15 protein-coding genes are annotated in these 16,688 nt (G+C 63.6%); 6 read left to right on the top strand and 9 right to left on the bottom strand.

Annotated features, from left to right (window positions below; genetic code table 11):
• Positions 1 to 233: 233 nt before the first annotated feature.
• From G9U53_RS10395 to G9U53_RS10385, 3 genes are all read right to left on the bottom strand, one after another.
• Positions 234 to 572, bottom strand: coding sequence for a DUF6802 family protein (locus G9U53_RS10395; protein WP_063314962.1), 339 nt, complete (start codon positions 570 to 572; stop codon positions 234 to 236).
• A 134-nt stretch (positions 573 to 706) separates the two neighbouring features.
• Entirely contained in the window at positions 707 to 1,858 is a 1,152-nt protein-coding gene (locus G9U53_RS10390) for a hypothetical protein (protein ID WP_256082525.1), read from the bottom strand.
• Between the two features lie 181 nt (positions 1,859 to 2,039).
• A complete protein-coding gene (locus tag G9U53_RS10385) occupies positions 2,040 to 2,936 on the bottom strand; it encodes a GTPase domain-containing protein (RefSeq protein ID WP_165638638.1) in 897 nt (298 codons plus the stop codon).
• A 199-nt stretch (positions 2,937 to 3,135) separates the two neighbouring features.
• On the opposite strand from G9U53_RS10385, the gene trmB reads away from it, so the two are divergent.
• Genes trmB through G9U53_RS10370 form a run of 3 tightly spaced genes read left to right on the top strand, consistent with a single transcriptional unit; the run spans position 3,136 to position 7,548 of the window.
• Positions 3,136 to 3,894, top strand: a complete 759-nt coding sequence (gene trmB, locus G9U53_RS10380) for a tRNA (guanosine(46)-N7)-methyltransferase TrmB (protein WP_007734493.1) — start codon at positions 3,136 to 3,138, stop codon at positions 3,892 to 3,894.
• Complete coding sequence (locus tag G9U53_RS10375) at positions 3,891 to 4,598, top strand: NYN domain-containing protein (protein ID WP_003945733.1); 708 nt, start codon at positions 3,891 to 3,893, stop codon at positions 4,596 to 4,598. The genes trmB and G9U53_RS10375 overlap by 4 nt, the downstream gene beginning before the upstream one ends.
• Positions 4,599 to 4,608: 10 nt before the next feature.
• Complete coding sequence (locus tag G9U53_RS10370; protein WP_007734492.1) at positions 4,609 to 7,548, top strand: MMPL family transporter; 2,940 nt, start codon at positions 4,609 to 4,611, stop codon at positions 7,546 to 7,548.
• Here the strand turns inward: G9U53_RS10370 and G9U53_RS10365 are convergent.
• Positions 7,523 to 9,385, bottom strand: a complete 1,863-nt coding sequence (locus G9U53_RS10365) for a DUF2339 domain-containing protein (RefSeq protein WP_063314964.1) — start codon at positions 9,383 to 9,385, stop codon at positions 7,523 to 7,525. The two genes, G9U53_RS10370 and G9U53_RS10365, sit on opposite strands and share 26 nt — an antisense overlap.
• Before the next feature lie 89 nt (positions 9,386 to 9,474).
• Complete coding sequence (locus tag G9U53_RS10360) at positions 9,475 to 10,047, bottom strand: TetR/AcrR family transcriptional regulator (protein WP_042920278.1); 573 nt, start codon at positions 10,045 to 10,047, stop codon at positions 9,475 to 9,477.
• Between the two features lie 152 nt (positions 10,048 to 10,199).
• Between G9U53_RS10360 and G9U53_RS10355 the strand changes: the two genes are divergently transcribed.
• Positions 10,200 to 10,727: a cupin domain-containing protein gene (locus G9U53_RS10355; RefSeq protein WP_165638637.1), complete on the top strand. Its 528-nt coding sequence runs from the start codon at positions 10,200 to 10,202 to the stop codon at positions 10,725 to 10,727.
• 35 nt (positions 10,728 to 10,762) lie between these two features.
• Positions 10,763 to 11,215: a MaoC family dehydratase gene (locus tag G9U53_RS10350; protein WP_003945664.1), complete on the top strand. Its 453-nt coding sequence runs from the start codon at positions 10,763 to 10,765 to the stop codon at positions 11,213 to 11,215.
• A gap of 4 nt (positions 11,216 to 11,219) precedes the next feature.
• Here the strand turns inward: G9U53_RS10350 and G9U53_RS10345 are convergent, their stop codons facing one another.
• From G9U53_RS10345 to G9U53_RS10330, 4 genes are read right to left on the bottom strand one after another with little or no spacing between them, the layout of a single operon-like run.
• Complete coding sequence (locus G9U53_RS10345) at positions 11,220 to 11,939, bottom strand: DUF1707 domain-containing protein (protein WP_007734485.1); 720 nt, start codon at positions 11,937 to 11,939, stop codon at positions 11,220 to 11,222.
• A gap of 17 nt (positions 11,940 to 11,956) precedes the next feature.
• The gene (locus G9U53_RS10340) at positions 11,957 to 12,589 is read right to left on the bottom strand and encodes a response regulator transcription factor (RefSeq protein WP_042453521.1); all 633 of its coding nucleotides are present in this window, start codon (positions 12,587 to 12,589) and stop codon (positions 11,957 to 11,959) included.
• A 28-nt stretch (positions 12,590 to 12,617) separates the two neighbouring features.
• On the bottom strand, positions 12,618 to 13,841 hold the full coding sequence (locus G9U53_RS10335; protein WP_007734482.1) for a DUF5931 domain-containing protein: 1,224 nt from the start codon (positions 13,839 to 13,841) through the stop codon (positions 12,618 to 12,620).
• Entirely contained in the window at positions 13,834 to 15,012 is a 1,179-nt protein-coding gene (locus G9U53_RS10330) for an AI-2E family transporter (protein ID WP_007734480.1), read from the bottom strand. The genes G9U53_RS10335 and G9U53_RS10330 overlap by 8 nt, the downstream gene beginning before the upstream one ends.
• Positions 15,013 to 15,204: 192 nt before the next feature.
• Here G9U53_RS10330 and G9U53_RS10325 point away from each other — a divergent pair, with 192 nt between their 5' ends.
• Positions 15,205 to 16,683 (top strand): adenylate/guanylate cyclase domain-containing protein, encoded by a 1,479-nt coding sequence (locus tag G9U53_RS10325; protein ID WP_003945952.1) that lies wholly within the window; start codon positions 15,205 to 15,207, stop codon positions 16,681 to 16,683.
• Positions 16,684 to 16,688: the final 5 nt, after the last annotated feature.

The following is a 16,688-nucleotide window of genomic DNA, read 5'->3' as shown; positions in this document are numbered from 1 at the left end:
GATGCGAACTGCAGCGCCCCGATACCAGTCGATCCCGGTGTCCCCCTCTCGACGGGGTCCAGCCGCGTCATCCACTCACGTGGATTTCACGGACGCCGGGTGTCCTATGTATTGAGGTTAACGCTGGCTGTTCACCTGCAGGTAATCGGGTGCGGTCAGAAATGTCACAGAAACGATTCAGTTGGTGTGTTCAGGTGCCTACCCGGCGCTCAGAGCACATAAACGGAAGCTTTTCAGAGCGCTCCGGCATCGATTTTCTGCCACACGAGGGCGCCTTCGTCGTCTCGACTGCATTCCCAGGCCGAGTAGTCGCCGTCCGACTCGATCATCGTGAGGCGATCGGCGCTACCGTCGCGATCGAAATCGGACACGATCACGACAGCGTCGTCGGAGTGGACGACACGGCTGTCGACCGTTCCGTCACCGTCCAAGTCGAAGGCGTCGAAGTTCAGGTCGCCGGCATCGACCGGTCCCGACGCGGGCCCGAAGGTCTCGGGCTCGATACGCCCAGGATCGAGCGCTTCGGCTTCGTGCCCGTCGATGTGTCCGGCCGTGATCAGAAATGCTTCCATTACTCCCCCTACTGGATGGTGACCTACTGCTTCGGCAACCCCTACCGAAACCGTCCGCTCAGTATTACCAGACCCCGACGATCAGTCGTGGCCGAAATTGCCGCACTGTGGAGAACTCTGCACTCGCGAAATGATCAGTAGGCGGTGTTCAAAACGGCGAGGTCGCGCTCGCACGACGCGAGCTGACCCGATCTGGCCGCGGCGAGCTCACGAAGTTCACCGTCGATCTCCACGATTCGAGCCTGCGCCGACGCCAACTGCTCGCGACTCTCCGCCATGATCGCCGCTCCCAGATCCGCCTCGGCCTCGAGCAGCACGCTCTGCACTCGCTGCTCCCACTGAGCGCGAACCGCCGACATCGATTCGACGATCCACGACCTGGAGTGGGCACGATCGGCCGTCAGCCCGCGAGATCGCGCCAACCACCACGCCGCGGCGCCACCCAGAATCAACGTCACGGGGATACTTGCGAACTCCAAGGCCGGAATCATTTCCAGCGGAGTCACTGCGATACGGCCGAGGCCGAGACCCGCGGACGCGCCGACAAGAATTGTCACCCGGTCCTCGTTTCCGCGCTGACGGCCCGGCAGGCCCTCCGGAATCTGCGGGGAAGGCATGTATCCGTTCGTCCCCGCAGATTCCACCGCTGCCGCCATCGCGGCGTCGAACACCCGGGTGTGGTGGTCGACCTCGTGCTGCAGTCGCGTCGGCACGCTGCCCAATTCGGCTCGCGAGGCCGTGTCGACCCAGGCACGTGCCCCGGCGACCGTCGCCCGGGTTGCCTCGGCGATTTGTTGTGACAGATCCCCGCGCGCTCGTTGCAGTCGGCTTCGCACCTGCACCAGGCGTTCGCCTCGCCGGCCGTCACGGTCTGCGAGCAGCTGCGATCGCTCTGCCCGCAGTTCGGCACCAGGAACACCGTCACGTAGATTCCGGATCTCCATCTCGATCATCCGGCGCGTCTGTGCGATGACTCCGGAATCCGAACCACCTGCTTCCCTCTCCCGTGCCGCCCGGCTCACGACCGCAACGAGTGACTGCTCCTGACCAGGCGCAATCGGGACCACCGGAGCCTGAGCAAAAGCGGTGCAGTGCGAAGCGAGAATCTCGGCATCACGCCGGCGCACCGCCTGCCAGTCTCGATAGACGTCGACGCGGGTCAGCGCCACCACCACCGGGGTTCCGCTCGCCGCAGCGTCGCCGAGGAGAAGGAGATCCTCGCGTCCGATCACACTGGCGGCGTCGACGACCAGAAGTACGACGTCGGCGTCCACCTCGCGTGTCACTGACGAACAATCATCCGAAGCATCGAACATCTGCGCGACGTCTTCCCGTCCACACCTTGGTGGACCGACAACGTAAATGCGAGTGCCCCTGCATGTTTCGGCGGCGACCTGGCGACCCGGATCGGATGCCGGATTCCATCGCTGCACCACGCGCAGCACCGAATCCGGAAGTACCGAAACGCTATTCATCGGTCACCGCCGGGGCAGAGCGATCGCCTCCGAGCTGCGCCCACCGACGCACATACCCGCGTCGAATCAGTGAGACCCTTTGTTGCGGACACTGTTCCGACTCGTCCACGAGCTCGCCCCACCACCGGCTGCACGTGCCCGCGTCGTCAGCGGTACGAGGATCGGGAGGCTCGCCTTGACGCAGGGCTCGAATTTCGGGGCTCATCATCGCCGCCGCAGCGCCGAACAACACCGCGGAGTCCGAACTCAGATACAACTCGATCTCGTCCCTGCCCGCAGCGCTGCGCGAGGCAGATCGCCTCAGCGCCGGGCCGATCTGCTCGACCCGGCCCCACCACTGCGCCTCCAGAACAGGTCCGAGAGCCGCGAACAACTCTTCGACGCCGCGCCCGGTCAGTGTCTCCACCGGAACCGTGGGCACGCCGACGTTCTCCGAGATTTCCGCCGCCCGTCCCAGCGCCTCGTCCCAGCGCGGACCGAACAAGTCAGCCTTGTTCGCAGCGACGACCACACGATCGGAAACTCGAGCAATGGCTCGGCCGTCGACGTCGCGGACCGCGTCGACCACCACGTAGACAACGCAACGACGACCCAGATCGGGGTTCGACGTTCCAGGGACATCGAATGCCCTCGACTCGGTCACCACAACCGGTGCGCCGACAACTCTGCGCGAGAACCGGTCGTCGCGCCCCAGGATCCGCGCCAACGACGACCGCCCCACCCCGGCTCGCCCGGCGACCACCAGCTCGAGCGGCGCAGTCAGCGATCCGAGCACCGAGTGAACCGCCTCGGCGGCTCCCGAATCGATCGATGTCAGCCGATATGCCAGAGCGCGCAACTGATCGATCGGCTCCACGCAGGCGTCGTCGATCGATTCTGCGGGCAACATTCGTGACCAATTACTGCATGCAAATCCTGTGTTCATCCCCACCCCACGTCCCCATCGTGTCGGTGAGATTCTGTCAGGTTCTCGGCAAGGACGGCAGGTGACACCACCCTTTCGCCGACAGTCCGAAGTCGACGGTTTCAGGACTTTCCGTGGAAAGTCTCAACTCAAACTTCAGACCCGTCTGCGCTAAACGGGGGTCATGCGTGACAATGGGTTCGTGAACGAAGCCGATCAGCATGCACCGCAGACCCCTGACACGGGGCAGACGGACCACACCAAGGGGTCCCGTCTCCATCCGAGAGTGACCAGCTTTCGCTCTCGCCGGGGTGCGCTGACCGACGCACAGCAGCAGGCTTGGGACCGTCAGTGGCCGCTCATCGGCGCCGACGTCTCGGACACACCGCTCGACGCGAACGCCTGGTTCGGACGTGAAGCACCCCTGATCATCGAGATCGGTTCGGGTACCGGCACCGCGACGGCCGCAATGGCCAAGGCGGAACCGCACGTGAACCTGATCGCGATCGAGGTGTACCGCCCCGGGCTGGCGCAGCTTCTCCAGCAGGTCGAACGCGAAGAAATTCCCAACGTCCGCGTACTGCGCGGTGACGCGATGGACGTACTCGAGAACATGGTCGCCCCCGAGTCCCTGACGGGCGTCCGGGTGTTCTTCCCGGATCCGTGGCCCAAGGCCCGCCATCACAAGCGTCGCCTCCTGCAGGGGCCGACGTTCTCGCTGATCGCCAACCGCCTCAAGCCCGGCGGAGTCCTGCACGTGGCAACCGATCACGCCGAGTACGCCGAATGGATCGAAGAAGCCGGCAATGCCGAGCCGCTGCTGACCGCACTCGACTGGGAGTCTCCGATGACCCACGAGCGTCCGGTCACCAAGTTCGAGGACAAAGCCCATAAGGTCGGAAGTGCAATCACCGAGCTTATATGGGGGAAGATCAGAGCATGAGCGTCAGCGAACAGCTATCCGACGACGTGACGTCGTCGGAATCTCCTCTCGACTTCGGTCGTGACTCCCGCCACCCCAAGCGGGTGCTTCTGGTCTGGGACGCCCCTAACCTCGACATGGGCCTCGGCGCCATCCTCGGTGGCCGGCCTACCGCCGCCTACCGGCCACGATTCGACGCTTTGGGTCGTTGGCTGCTCTCTCGCACCGCCGAACTGTCCGCACAGAACAGCGGCACGCTCGAGCCTGAAGCGACCGTCTTCACCAACATCGCGTCCGGCAGCGCCGACGTCGTTCGTCCTTGGGTCGAAGCCTTGCGTAACGTGGGTTTCGCGGTGTTCGCCAAGCCGAAGGTCGATGAAGACAGCGATGTCGATTCGGACATGCTCGAGCACATCGCGCTCCGGTACGGCGAGGGCCTCGCCGGAATCATGGTCGCGTCCGCCGACGGCCAAGCGTTCCGCGAACCTCTCGAGGACATCGCAGCAACCGGCATCCCGGTCCAGGTTCTCGGGTTCCGTGAACACGCCAGCTGGGCTGTGTCGTCCGATATCTTGGACTTCGTCGATCTCGAGGACATCCCAGGTGTCTTCCGTGAGCCTCTGCCACGGGTAAGCCTGGACACCCTGCCCGACGAGGGCGCCTGGTTGCAGCCGTTCCGACCGCTTTCTGCCCTGCTCATCGGGCGAAAAAGTGTTGCCGAGTAGGAGTTGATCAGTGTTCGCCAGCTGGGGAAGCATCGTCTATCGAGCCCGCTTCACCGTCATCGCTGTCATGGTGGCGGGGCTCCTCGGGCTCGCTGCGTACGGCCTGAGCCTGCAGGATCATCTCAGCCAGAGCGGCTGGGACGATCCGGGGTCGGAATCGGTAGAGGCTGCCAAACTCGCTGACGGCACGTTCGGACGCAGCACGACGGGTGACGTTCTGGCGCTGTACACGGCGCCGGAGGGCAAGACCGTCGACGACCCCGAGTTCCAAGCGAAGGTCATCGACAATCTGCAGCGACTCGTCGCCGACAACCCCGACCAGATCATGAAGATCAACGGCTCGTACTTCAAGGTCGACAACGGTCTCTCGGTGGCGGCCCTGGCGGACAAGACCAAGCAACACGCGGTCACCAGCATCGCGATCGCCGGAGACAACGACACCGCGGTGTCCAACAACTTCCGCGACGTCGAGTCGCAGTTCTACATCGACGGCGTCGACGTGCAACTCGCCGGCCTGCAACCTGTCGCGAATTCGCTCAACGACACGATGGCCAACGACATCAAGCGCATGGAAATGCTCGCGATTCCTGCTGTCGGTGTCCTGCTGTTCTTCGTCTTCGGTGGCGTCGTCGCTGCTGCCCTCCCGTTGATCGTCGGCGGTCTGACCGTCATCGGCGCCAACGGCATCATTCGACTGATCACCAACTTCACCGAGGTCAACGCGTTTGTTGCGCCCGTGGTCTCTCTGGTCGGCCTGGGTCTCGCGATCGACTACGGACTGTTCATCGTCAGCCGTTTCCGAGAAGAGATAGCCGAGGGGTACGACACCCCGACCGCTGTACGCCGAACGGTCATGACGGCGGGTAGAACGGTCATGTTCTCGGCGACCATGGTTGCCGTCAGCCTCGGCGGTCTGCTGTTGTTCCCGCAAGGCTTCCTCAAATCGGTGGCTTACGGCGCCATTGCTGCCGTCATGCTTGCCGCGATCTCGTCCATCACGATTCTTCCCGCGATTCTCGGCATTCTCGGCAAGCGGATCGACGCGCTGACCTTCAAGAAGCTGCGCCAGACCAAGACCAACGAGGAAATCGAGAACGGTTTCTGGGGCAAGCTCACCCGCTGGGTCATGCAGCATCCGCTCAAGGTCGCGGTCCCGATCGTCGCGGCTCTACTGCTGATGATCATTCCGCTGACGGGCATCAAGTTCGGCGGTATCAACGAGACGTACCTGCCCCCGGACAGCCCCACGCGTGTCGCGCAGGCGCAGTTCGACGAACTCTTCCCCGGCAATCGCACCGAGCCCGTTCGACTCGTCATCGAGGGAGCCGACAACACCACCCTCGGTCAGATTTCCAAGACCGCAAATGCTGCGCCGGGTCTGGTCGAGAAGTTCACCCCGGAGGTTGCGACGAAGGACGGTGTCAACGTCCTCAAGGCCGGTCTGACGGAGCGGAACGAGGCACGTCCCACCATCGACTATCTGCGGTCCGCGGACTGGCCCGAGGGCACAACTGTGCTGGTCGGCGGTACTCCGGCCATCGAGCAGGACAGCGTCGACGCATTGCTCGATCGTCTGCCGCTGATGGTCGTATCCGTCATCCTGCTGACGACCTTGCTGATGTTCTTGACGTTCGGCTCGCTCGTCCTGCCCATCAAGGCCGCATTGATGAGCGCGCTCGGACTGGGTTCGACGCTCGGAATCCTGACCTGGATCTTCATCGACGGGCACGGTTCCGGTCTCTTGAACTTCACGCCGGGACCGATCATGTCTCCCGTCCTGGTGTTGATCATCGCGATCGTCTACGGCCTGTCGACCGACTACGAAGTGTTCCTGCTCTCCCGCATGGTCGAAGCGCGCGCGCAGGGCGCGAGTACTACCGAATCCATCCGTATCGGCACGGCACATACCGGCCGGATCATCACCGCTGCCGCACTGATTCTGATCGTGGTCACCGGCGCATTCGGCCTGTCCGATCTGGTGATGATGAAATACATCTCCTACGGCATGATCTCCGCGCTGATCATCGACGCGACTCTCATCCGAATGTTCCTGGTCCCCGCGACCATGAAACTGCTCGGCGACGACTGCTGGTGGGCTCCGGCCTGGATGAAGCGGATCCAGCAGAAGATCGGGCTGGGCGAGCCGATCCTCGACAACGAGCTGGTACTCGCGAACGTCCCGCAGATCGCGCCTGTCGGTGCGATCGCCGGACCGGGGCAGCCGCGCAAGATCGAAGCGGCCTCGCGGGTCATGCCGCCGCCTGCCCCGGCTGCACAGCCGGAAAGCGGACCTCGCGTTCCCGATCCTCTCACCGAGCCCATTCCGCTCAGCGAAATGGCGATCAAGGCACCCAACACGGAGGCTCCCGCCGCGGAGAAGCCGGCACCGCGACGTCGTCTCGATATCGGGAGTGCAGCCAGCGCCCCCCAGAACCTGATCGAGGCACCTGTACCCAATCCCTCGTACCGGCCGCAACCGAATGCCAGCGACAAGCGCAGAAACCCCACGCCCGCTGCGCCGGCCGAGCGTCCCATCGAGAGTTGGTTGTCGGACCTGCGGGCCCGGGAACAGACTCCCCCGGCCTCACGTCCACTGCCGGTGGTCCGGACGCCTTCGCGGACAAACGGTTCGGCGACCAACGGTGCTGCCAGCAGCAGTTCAGGCTCCAACGGCGCGAGCCGGAACGGCTCCGCAAACGGTGCTACCAACGGCTCTGCAACAAACGGTTCAGCCCCGACCTCGGTGGAGGCGACCCCCCAGTCGCCGCCTCCACCGACCGCTCCGGAGCGTCGTAACGGGGTTTTCACGGATTCGCCTTCGCCTACCAACGAGCCCCGAGTCTCGGACGCCACCCCTGACGGCGACGACAACGCCACCGGCAGGCACCGGCCTGACGACGCAGGCGCCATCAGCGTGAGCGAGCTCATCGCTCGCCAGAAGCGAAGCTGACCTGCTCCTGCTCCTGCTTGGCGAAGGCTCGTGCATAACGTGTCCCGACCAGCAGGAGCAGCAAGCCGACCACCAGGAAGGCAACGCTACGCACCAGCCCACTGAGTGTGGCCAGGTCGAAGAGGAACAGCTTTGCCACGGCCGCACTGGTGAGAGCAAGCCCGGCTCCGAGCAAGACGCGAGCGTGCTGGCGGTTGTTCAATCCGAGCACCAGCGCTGACGTGGCGGCAAGCATCCACACTATGGTTGCAACACTGTGCCCGGCAACGAAACCGGTTGCACTGTCGAAAATTTCGACGCCGGATGAGACGAGCGCGCACGTCACCGCGTAGAGGACACCGAACCCTGCGCCCGCCCATAGAACCGCCGCGTTGGAATCGGCAATCAACTTCAGTCGGTGAATCGCCCAGACCAGCATCACCACCGCGCCTATCGCCGTCAGGCTCGAGAGCGCCGTGATCGCACCGAGTTGCATGGATGCGGCGCGAGCGGTCGTCAACGCTTCCGGCGGAACCGTCGTGAGGTATCCGATCGATCCGATTGCCGCAAAGGCGGTTCCGAGCGCGAAGACGAAGCGCGAACCCGCATACAGCGAGACTCCGAGGAAGATCATTCCGACCGTGAGGATCAGCGGTACGACCAGAGATTCAGTCGCCCCGGAGAAGCAGCAGAGCAACAATGCGAGGGCGCCGGTTGCGCCCAGTCCGAATCGCAGTTGCGTCGGCAAAGGCTTGGCCGCCGCTGCAGCCGAAAGAAGTAGTGCCGCAGCAATTCCGTACAGCACTGCGGATTCGGTGCGCCCGAGCACGGCTCCGACGCTCATCAGCGGAAGGGACGAGACAACAAAGGTAGCGGTGGACCACGCCCCTGCAATGCCGTCACGCGAGGGCGAACCCGTCCACTGCATAACCATCGCGCAGCCGGCCCCCACGATTGCAACCACGCCGGCACTGATCACCAATTGCACTGCACTGTTACCGGATTCGCCGAAGATGGACTCCGACGCTATCGCTGCGAGCAGTGCGAGAACCACCGGTACGGTGCGCGCCATGCCCAGGTACTTCCAGTCACGACCGAGCTGGGCGGAGAATGTCGCCGACTGGATCGCGAAGAGGAAACCGATGAGGGTCAACGATATTCCCGACGTCAACACGGGAGCCAGCAGCGCTGCTCCCAGAACGATCATGAGCGCCAGCGATTCGGAATCCCACTTCACGGCGAGGGCAACGCCGGCGGCGGCGATTCCGAAGGCAATCACCACCGCGAGCGGTGTCGTCACCCAACCGTAGAGAACGGAGGCTGCGACGACATCGAGATACATCCCTGCAAAACCTGTGGCAGCCAGGGCAATTGCCCCAACTTTGCCCCCTGGCCGTCCGTGGACCCGCACCCCGGCAAACACCAAGGCGCCGGAAAGGAGCGCACCGCCGAGCACCCGCAGCGGAGGTCCGAAGAATCCGGCCTGCGCTGCAAGTACCAGCAGCATCACGACGCCGATCAGTGTGACGGCAACACCTGCCGCGGCCAGGAGTCGACTGATGACACCGTCGCGTTGCCACCAGGGCTGGCGAGGCGCGGCAACCGGATACGTCGGCGGCTGCCACGCGGGCACGCTCTGCTGAGGACGCATTGGTGGCATCTGCGGCACCTGTGGCGCCGGAGATGCGGGTGCCGGAACTACCGGCATGGGCGGGGTCGCAGTAGCCGAGGACAGCTGAGTCTGCAGGATCGACAGGTTCTGGCCCATGTGACGCAACTGCCGGCCGATGCTGTCGCACTCGGCCGAGAGGGCGGTCACCAGTCGCGGATCGACGGCGGAAAAGCTCGGTGTGGTCATGGCTTCGAGCTTGCTGCGTGGCCGAACCGATCAGATGAGTAGTACTACTCGATCAGCCTGGGGACTTCTCGTACTCAACTGACAGGGCACTAACGCCGAGGTGCCGCGTTCCGCAATCGTTCGGACAGAAGCCGACCCGAAGTGTGAAGCGGAGCGGGATCCTGACGCGCCCGAGCAAGGACCAGCGCGCCCTCGAGTGCGGACAGAGCGAGAATTGCCTCGGACTCGGCGTCTTCGCGGGACCAACCGTCTGCCTCGAGGCGCTGAGCCAGCAGTGCGAGCCACGAGTTGTACCCGTCCGCGCAAGCACCGCGGATGACCTCGGATTCGGTTGCGGCATCCAGTGTTGCCGTAGCCAGGGCGCATCCACGTTCGTAGTCCGAATCCGACAAACGCGCAGCCAATGCGGCGGCGAATGCCGAGATCGCGGTGGCTGCATCGGGTGAGCTCTCCAGCAGGTGCCGGATGAAATCGGCCATTGCCTCGCCACGTCGCCTCAGAGCCTCGCCTGCGAGTTCTTCCTTGCCGCCGGGAAAGTGAAAGTACAAGGAACCTTTGGTAGTCGCACTAGCCGAGAGAACTTCCGACACCCCCGTTCCGGCGTAGCCCTTCCGCTGCAACAAATCGGCAGCGGCATCGACCAACAAATCCCTCGTAGACATACGTTCAATATACCGATCAGTACACATATCGACAACACTTGAAGTGCATAAATTGTCAAAACCTTGCATCACTAGACCGATTGGTACATGATTCGGGAATCAACAAACCGGAGCGCGGACAACGACGCTCACGACGACGAAGGACTGAATCGATGTCACCGAATTCCCCGAACAACACCACCACGACCGTCCTCGGACCGGACGAAGACCTCGCCGGGACCCTCGCGGCCACCGGCGTCCGGATGATGGTTCGTAACAAACAAACCGAGGGAGGTTTCTCTCTTGTACAACACCGCATCGCTCCGCATTCGATGACCTCACCGGTCCATCGCCACAGCCGGGAAGACGAGTACACGGTGGTTCAAAGTGGCCGCGTCGCAGCGATGGTCGGAGACGAGGTCGTCTACGCGGAGACCGGCGCCATGATCTTCAAACCGCGTGGCCAGTGGCACGCCGTGTGGAATCCCGGCGACGCTCCAGCGCGGATTCTCGAAATCATCACGCCCGGAGGAATGGAAGACCTGTTCGAACTGATGCCGAAACTACTGGCCGAAGCAGGTTCCGCCGCGGAATCGGTTGCAGCGCGGGTAGAAGCAGACTTCGGGATCGAATTCGATCTCGTTGCCACCGCCGAGATCGCACAGACACACGGTGTGGGATTCGGCATCGAAAGTCACTGACCGACTGTCAGCACCTACCGATCGAAGGAAGATTCATGCTTGTACTCACCGGAGCAGAAGACCTCAGCGCCAACCTGAACCAAGAGCTGGGCGTCAGCGACTGGCACGATGTCACCCAGGAGTCCATCGACGAGTTCGCCCGGGTCACCGGCGACGATCAGTGGATTCACGTCGATGTGGATCGCGCGAAGGAGTCGCCGTTCGGCGGAACCATCGCGCACGGCAACTACACGCTCTCACTCGGCCCCAAGTTCTCGTACGCAATGTTCTCGCTCGAAGGTTTTGCGTTTGCTCTCAACTGCGGATTCGACAAGGTCAGGTTGCCCGCTCCGCTTCCGGTCGGCTCTCGTGTCCGCATGCGCGCGACGTTGAGCAAAGTCGAACCGATCAACGGCGGTGTCCAGATCACGGTGACGCAGACGTTCGAACGAGAACACGGTGACAAGCCCGTGTGCGTCGCCGAGATGTTGACCCGCGCGTATCACTGAAAGGTCAGGAGCCGAACATCTTTCGGATCGTGGTACCGAAGGGATGCTTCGCGGTGACACTGCCGAATCGCACCTTGCCGTGCACCACCAGATGCAGCGGGCCCATCTGTGGGCCGGAACGAACCTTGTTCGACGCGCTTCCCCCGACTGCCTCGACACCGTTCATGTCCACCGTCGCCTCTTCGGGAACGATCAGTGAAATCGAGCTGGCGTAGTCGTCGATCGAGATGTTCACGACCTGCGTCTGCATCACCGCACGCGTGAAATCGATAGTCACACTGGACATTCTGGTGTCGACCACGACAGCTGGTGGAACGATCCAGGCACCGTTCCGCGTCACCGTCGCCATTCGTCCACGGATCACGGCAGCATTTGCCGCTCCGTAAGTACCTACAACCGGAGCCCCGACGGGAGCGCGGTAAGGCGGGCTCGGGTGAACCGGCGGCGGTTGGGGTTGGTACGTCGGCGCCGGGTAGGGCTGGCCTTGGTACATCGGCTGACCCGCATTGGGATACGCGGGTGGGTCGTAGTCGGAGATCAGTGTGATGCCCGGAAGATCGGCGAGAACCGAGTTGAGCTCACCTCGTGTCTTTGCGGCCAAGGCAGTGTCCATGCGCTCGGTGAACTCACCGAGCGAGAGCATCCCTTGACCGACAGCTTTCTGCAGCAGCTCGCCGACATGCTCTCGTTCGGCATCGGATACGCGTAGATTCCTGGCCTCCATGATTTCCAGGATAAACGTTATTCGAGACCTTGTTCTATCGCGTATCGCGTGAGCTCGACGCGATTGGCCAACTGAAGCTTCCGAAGCGTTGCCTGCACATGGTTTTCGACGGTCCGGTGGCTGAGCGAGAGCCTCGTGGCGATCTGTTTTGCGCTCAGCCCCTTGGCGACAAGACGGAGCACTTCGGTCTCACGGTCGGTGAGCCGAGGCAGCTCGGGTGCGCGATCGTCGGCCGGTGCCGTCGACATCCGGCGGTACTCACCGAGCACCAATCCGGCGAGGCCGGGGGTGAAGACGGCTTGTCCGTCGAAAGTCGCTCGCACGGCCTCGAGCAGTTCCGCCACCGAAGCACTCTTGACCAGGTAACCCGACGCTCCGGCTTTGACCGCGTCGAGGACGTCGTCACGTTCGGCAGAGGCCGAAAGCACCAGTACCTTGCTCTTCGGCGAAACCTCGAGAATTGCGGTGGTGGCGTCGGCACCGTTTCCGTCCGGCAGGTTCATGTCCATCAGAACCACCGCCGGTTGCACGGCGGCGGCCCGGCGGCGCGCACTCTCAACACCCTCCGCCGTGGCGCTCACGGTGAAGCCGGCAGCTTCGAGGTCCCGGGAGACACCGTCGCGCCACATCGGGTGATCGTCGACGACCATCACCGTCACCGGATTCTCGCCATGTTCGTCAGCCGCGCTCACTTTTCCCCTTCGGAACGTTGATCTCCCATTCGGTGCCCTCCCCCGGCCCGGTTTGCAGGACTGCAGTGCCGCCGAGCACCTGCACTCGGCCGAGAATGGACTTCGATACTCCCATGCGGCCTTCGGCTTCGGCCTGCGCCAAGCGACCCTCGGGGATTCCGACGCCGTCGTCGCGGATGCTGACGATCACCTCGTCCGGCAAATCTTCGAGCAATACGTATGCCTTCGCCGCGGGCCCGGCGTGCAGCCCGACATTGGACAGAGCATTGTCGACGATGGCTGCCAGTTCGATGGCTCGATCACGCTCGATCACGACGGGGTGCGCGGGCGTCGACACCGACACTGACGTGCTTGCCTGCGTGGTCAGCAGCGGACACAGATCCACTGTCTGTCCGCCGACGTCTGCCGCGGCGCCCGAAACCTGCTCGGAGATCAGCATTCTCAAGGCGACCTCCTGCTCACCGGCCAGAGCAGCCAGTTCAGCTGCCTCGCCGCCGAGTGCCGCACCTCGCCTGCGCACCATCGCCAGCACCTGCAGAACGCCGTCGTGTACTTCGCGTGCCAAACGCTCGCGCTCTTCGGTGGCCGCCGCCAGACGGACGGCTTGCTCGAGTTGTCGATGCGAGCGCCGAGCGGTGGTGGTGGCCAAGCCCAACGCCAGGCCGACCGATACGAGCACGGGAGCCGTCGCATCGCGCCAGAGGTCCAGGTTGACCTGGTCGCGGATGATCGCGCTGGCCGCCGAGATGACAACTCCGGACGCCATACCGAGCCACGGCCCGCCGAGAATTGCCGCGGAGATGACCGCGTTGGTGGCCCACAGCGTGGTGGGCAGCGTCTGGTGATTCTGATACCACTCGTGGTCGGAGACCAGCCTCGTCGACGCCATCAGCAAGATGACGACCACCTGATCGGCGATCACCACCTGATACCGCGGCAGCTTCTTCCCGAACAAAGCACCGGATGTCCCGAGCAACAGTGCCGACACCCCGGTCCACACGGCCATCAGAGCGACGAAGAACCAGCTGAGCCGAGAGTTGGTGTAGTCGGAGGCCGAGGCGAACTGGTAGCTGATCGCGTACACCAGCGTGACGAGCCGAAATGCCTGCGCCGCCCGCCACAGCGGGGCATCAGGGTCGGTGTCGACGCCCGACGCCTCGCGAACGGTCGGCTGATAGTGCAGCCGACGACGGCGGGTGGGCTCAGTCATCGGGAGGAGTGGGGTTCACGATGCGAGGCTCGGCGCGCGGCTCGTCGGGTTCGGCGGGGAACAGTGGGGTTTCCGGATCTTCGACGTGCAGTTCGGCGTACGCGATGTCCGGGTCGTCGGCGAGGAGGGAACGAATAGCGGTATTCAGGACCGCGACGATCGGGACAGCCAAGAGCCCGCCGACGATTCCAGCGAGAACGATGCCCGTTGTAATGGCGAGAACGACTGCCAGCGGATGCAGTCGAACAGCGCGACCCAACAACAGCGGTTGCATCACGTGCGCTTCGAGCTGCATGACGCCGATGATGATGCCGAGGACGATCAGCGCCGTCAGGAAACCCTTCGTGACCAGAGCGACAAGCACCGCGAGAAAACCGGTCAGAAATGCACCGACGATCGGAATGAACGCGCCGATGAACACCAACGACGCCAGCGGCAGGGCGAGCGGCACCCCGAGGATCGCCAGGCCGGCACCGATACCGATCGCGTCGGCGGCGGCAACCGCGACCGTGGCGCGCACGTAGCCGATCAGCGACCCGAAACCTGCAGAACCGGCGATCCGTACGCGACGACGCGCGTCGGTGGGAACGATCCGGGTGACGAACTGCCAGATCTGATCGCCGCCGTAGAGGAAGAAGATGAGAGTGAACAGCGTCAGCAATGCCCCGGTGAAGATCTCGCCGATTACTGTCGCCGTGGTCAAGGCGCCGCTGGTCAGGGACTCACGATTGGATTGCACCGACTTGACGACCGAATCACCTGCCTGGCGGATCTGATCCTCGCTGAAGTGCAGCGGACCGCTGGTGAGCCAGTTCTGAATTTGCGTGACGCTGGCCGTGAACTGGTCGGTGAGCTGGGGCAACCCGTCGATGAACTGCTCGACGACAAACGTCATGATTCCCGCGACCAGTCCGATCGAGGCAAGCAGAACGACGATGACGGCTGCCGAGCGGGGAACACCCCACACCTGTAGCCGATCGACAATCGGGATCAGCAGAGCTGATGCCAGCAGAGCCAGCCCCACCGGGATGAGCACGGTTTCGAGGCGGAGTACGACGTACCCGAGAACCAACAGTCCGGCGAAGATCACAATGAGGCGCCACGACCATTCCGCAGCGATGCGCACGCCGGGATGCACCGCCCGAGCGTCGGCGGAGATGGGTTTGTTCATCCTCGATGCTCGCTCCGCACGCCCCCTGTTTGCGTTCACATCGCGAGCCTAACCGGCCCGGCCGACACAGGTGAGCGGACGAATAATCGGACGCGCGTACCAACACTTCGACCTCTGCCAGCTAAATTGAACCCTGTGCGGGCCTCATACAGAGCAATAGCGGTGACCATCCGCAGCCGGTGGCCCCTCTATATGCTCTCCATGCTCGCAGCCAATCTGATCGGCGCGGTACTGGTCTTTGCCTTCGTCCGGTACGGCGTGCCGATCCAGGAGTCCGACGCGATAGTTGCCGACCGGGTCCGCAATTTTGCGATCTTCGGCGTGTACCTGGCATTCGCCGGCGCCGTCAGCCTTACGGCGGCGGCAATGATGTTGAAGTCGGTCATCCGTTGGCGGCTGCGCGGGGGTCCACCCACGAGGTCCGAGCAGATGGCGGCACTGCACGCGCCGCTTCGCCAGGCCATCGTCCACCTGGTGCTGTGGATTCTGGGCGGCATCATCTTCGTGTTCCTGACCATCACCGAGATGCCCGGACTCGCGATCGCCGTGATCGTGACGGTGTGTATGGCCGCGACCACGACCTTCGGGTTCACTTACATGCTCGGTGAGCGCATTTTGCGTCCGGTCGCCGCCCAGGCTTTGAGCGAGGGCGAATTCGATCGGACCATGGCGCCTGGCGTCGGAACCCGGCTGGCGATGACCTGGGGACTCGGCACGCTGATGCCCGTCGCAGGCATCATCTTGCTGTGCTCGACGCAGCTCACGACCGATCTCGAGTTCTCCCCCGACTCGCTCGCGTGGGCGATCCTGCTCATCTCGATCATGGCGATCGTGCAGGCCTTTGCGCTGTCGATGCTGACGGCTACCCAGATCTCCGATCCGATCCGCCAACTGCGACGCGCCATCGAGCGGGTGCAGCGCGGCGCCACCGACGTACGCGTCGAGGTGTTCGACGGCAGTGAGATCGGCCGGCTGCAGGTCGGCTTCAACCGCATGATGAAAGAGTCCGACGAACGTCGTCTGCTGCGTGAGCTGTTCGGTCAGCACGTCGGCGAGGACGTGGCCCGGCGCGCGTTGAAGTTCGGTACCGAGCTGGGCGGCGAAACTCGATTCGTGGCAGTTCTGTTCGTCGACATGGTCGGATCCACCGGTGCCGCGGCCGAGCGCCCGCCGGGTGAAGTGGTCGAACTGCTCAACGAGTTCTTCCGTGTGGTCGTCGACGTCATCGATCGTCACCATGGTTTTGTCAACAAGTTCATGGGTGATGCAGCGCTCGCCATCTTCGGTGCACCACTCGATCGACCCGACGCTCCGACGGCAGCCCTCGCTGCGGCTCGCGAGCTGCGGTTCAAGCTCAACGACATCACCGGCCTCGACGTCGGAATCGGTGTGAGCGCGGGGCTCGCGGTCGCCGGCAACATCGGTGCTGCCGAACGTTTCGAGTACACCGTGATCGGTGATCCGGTCAACGAAGCGTCACGGCTCACCGAGCTCGCGAAACTTCGGCCCAGCCGGGTGCTGGCGTCGACGAGCGCGTTGTACTTCGCCGACGAAGAGGAACAGGCCGAGTGGGAACTCGGCGAGCAAGTCCAACTGCGTGGGCGCCGACGACTGACGCATCTGGCGTGGCCCGAAAAGTATCCAGAGGTCGATCCGGATCAAATTGGTTAGGGTGA

It is taken from the genome of Rhodococcus sp. D-46 (genome assembly GCF_011290655.1).
Taxonomy (GTDB): domain Bacteria; phylum Actinomycetota; class Actinomycetes; order Mycobacteriales; family Mycobacteriaceae; genus Rhodococcus_F; species Rhodococcus_F qingshengii.
The sequence above is the reverse complement of the archived record's forward strand: the minus strand, read 5'-3'. Positions and strand labels throughout refer to the sequence as shown.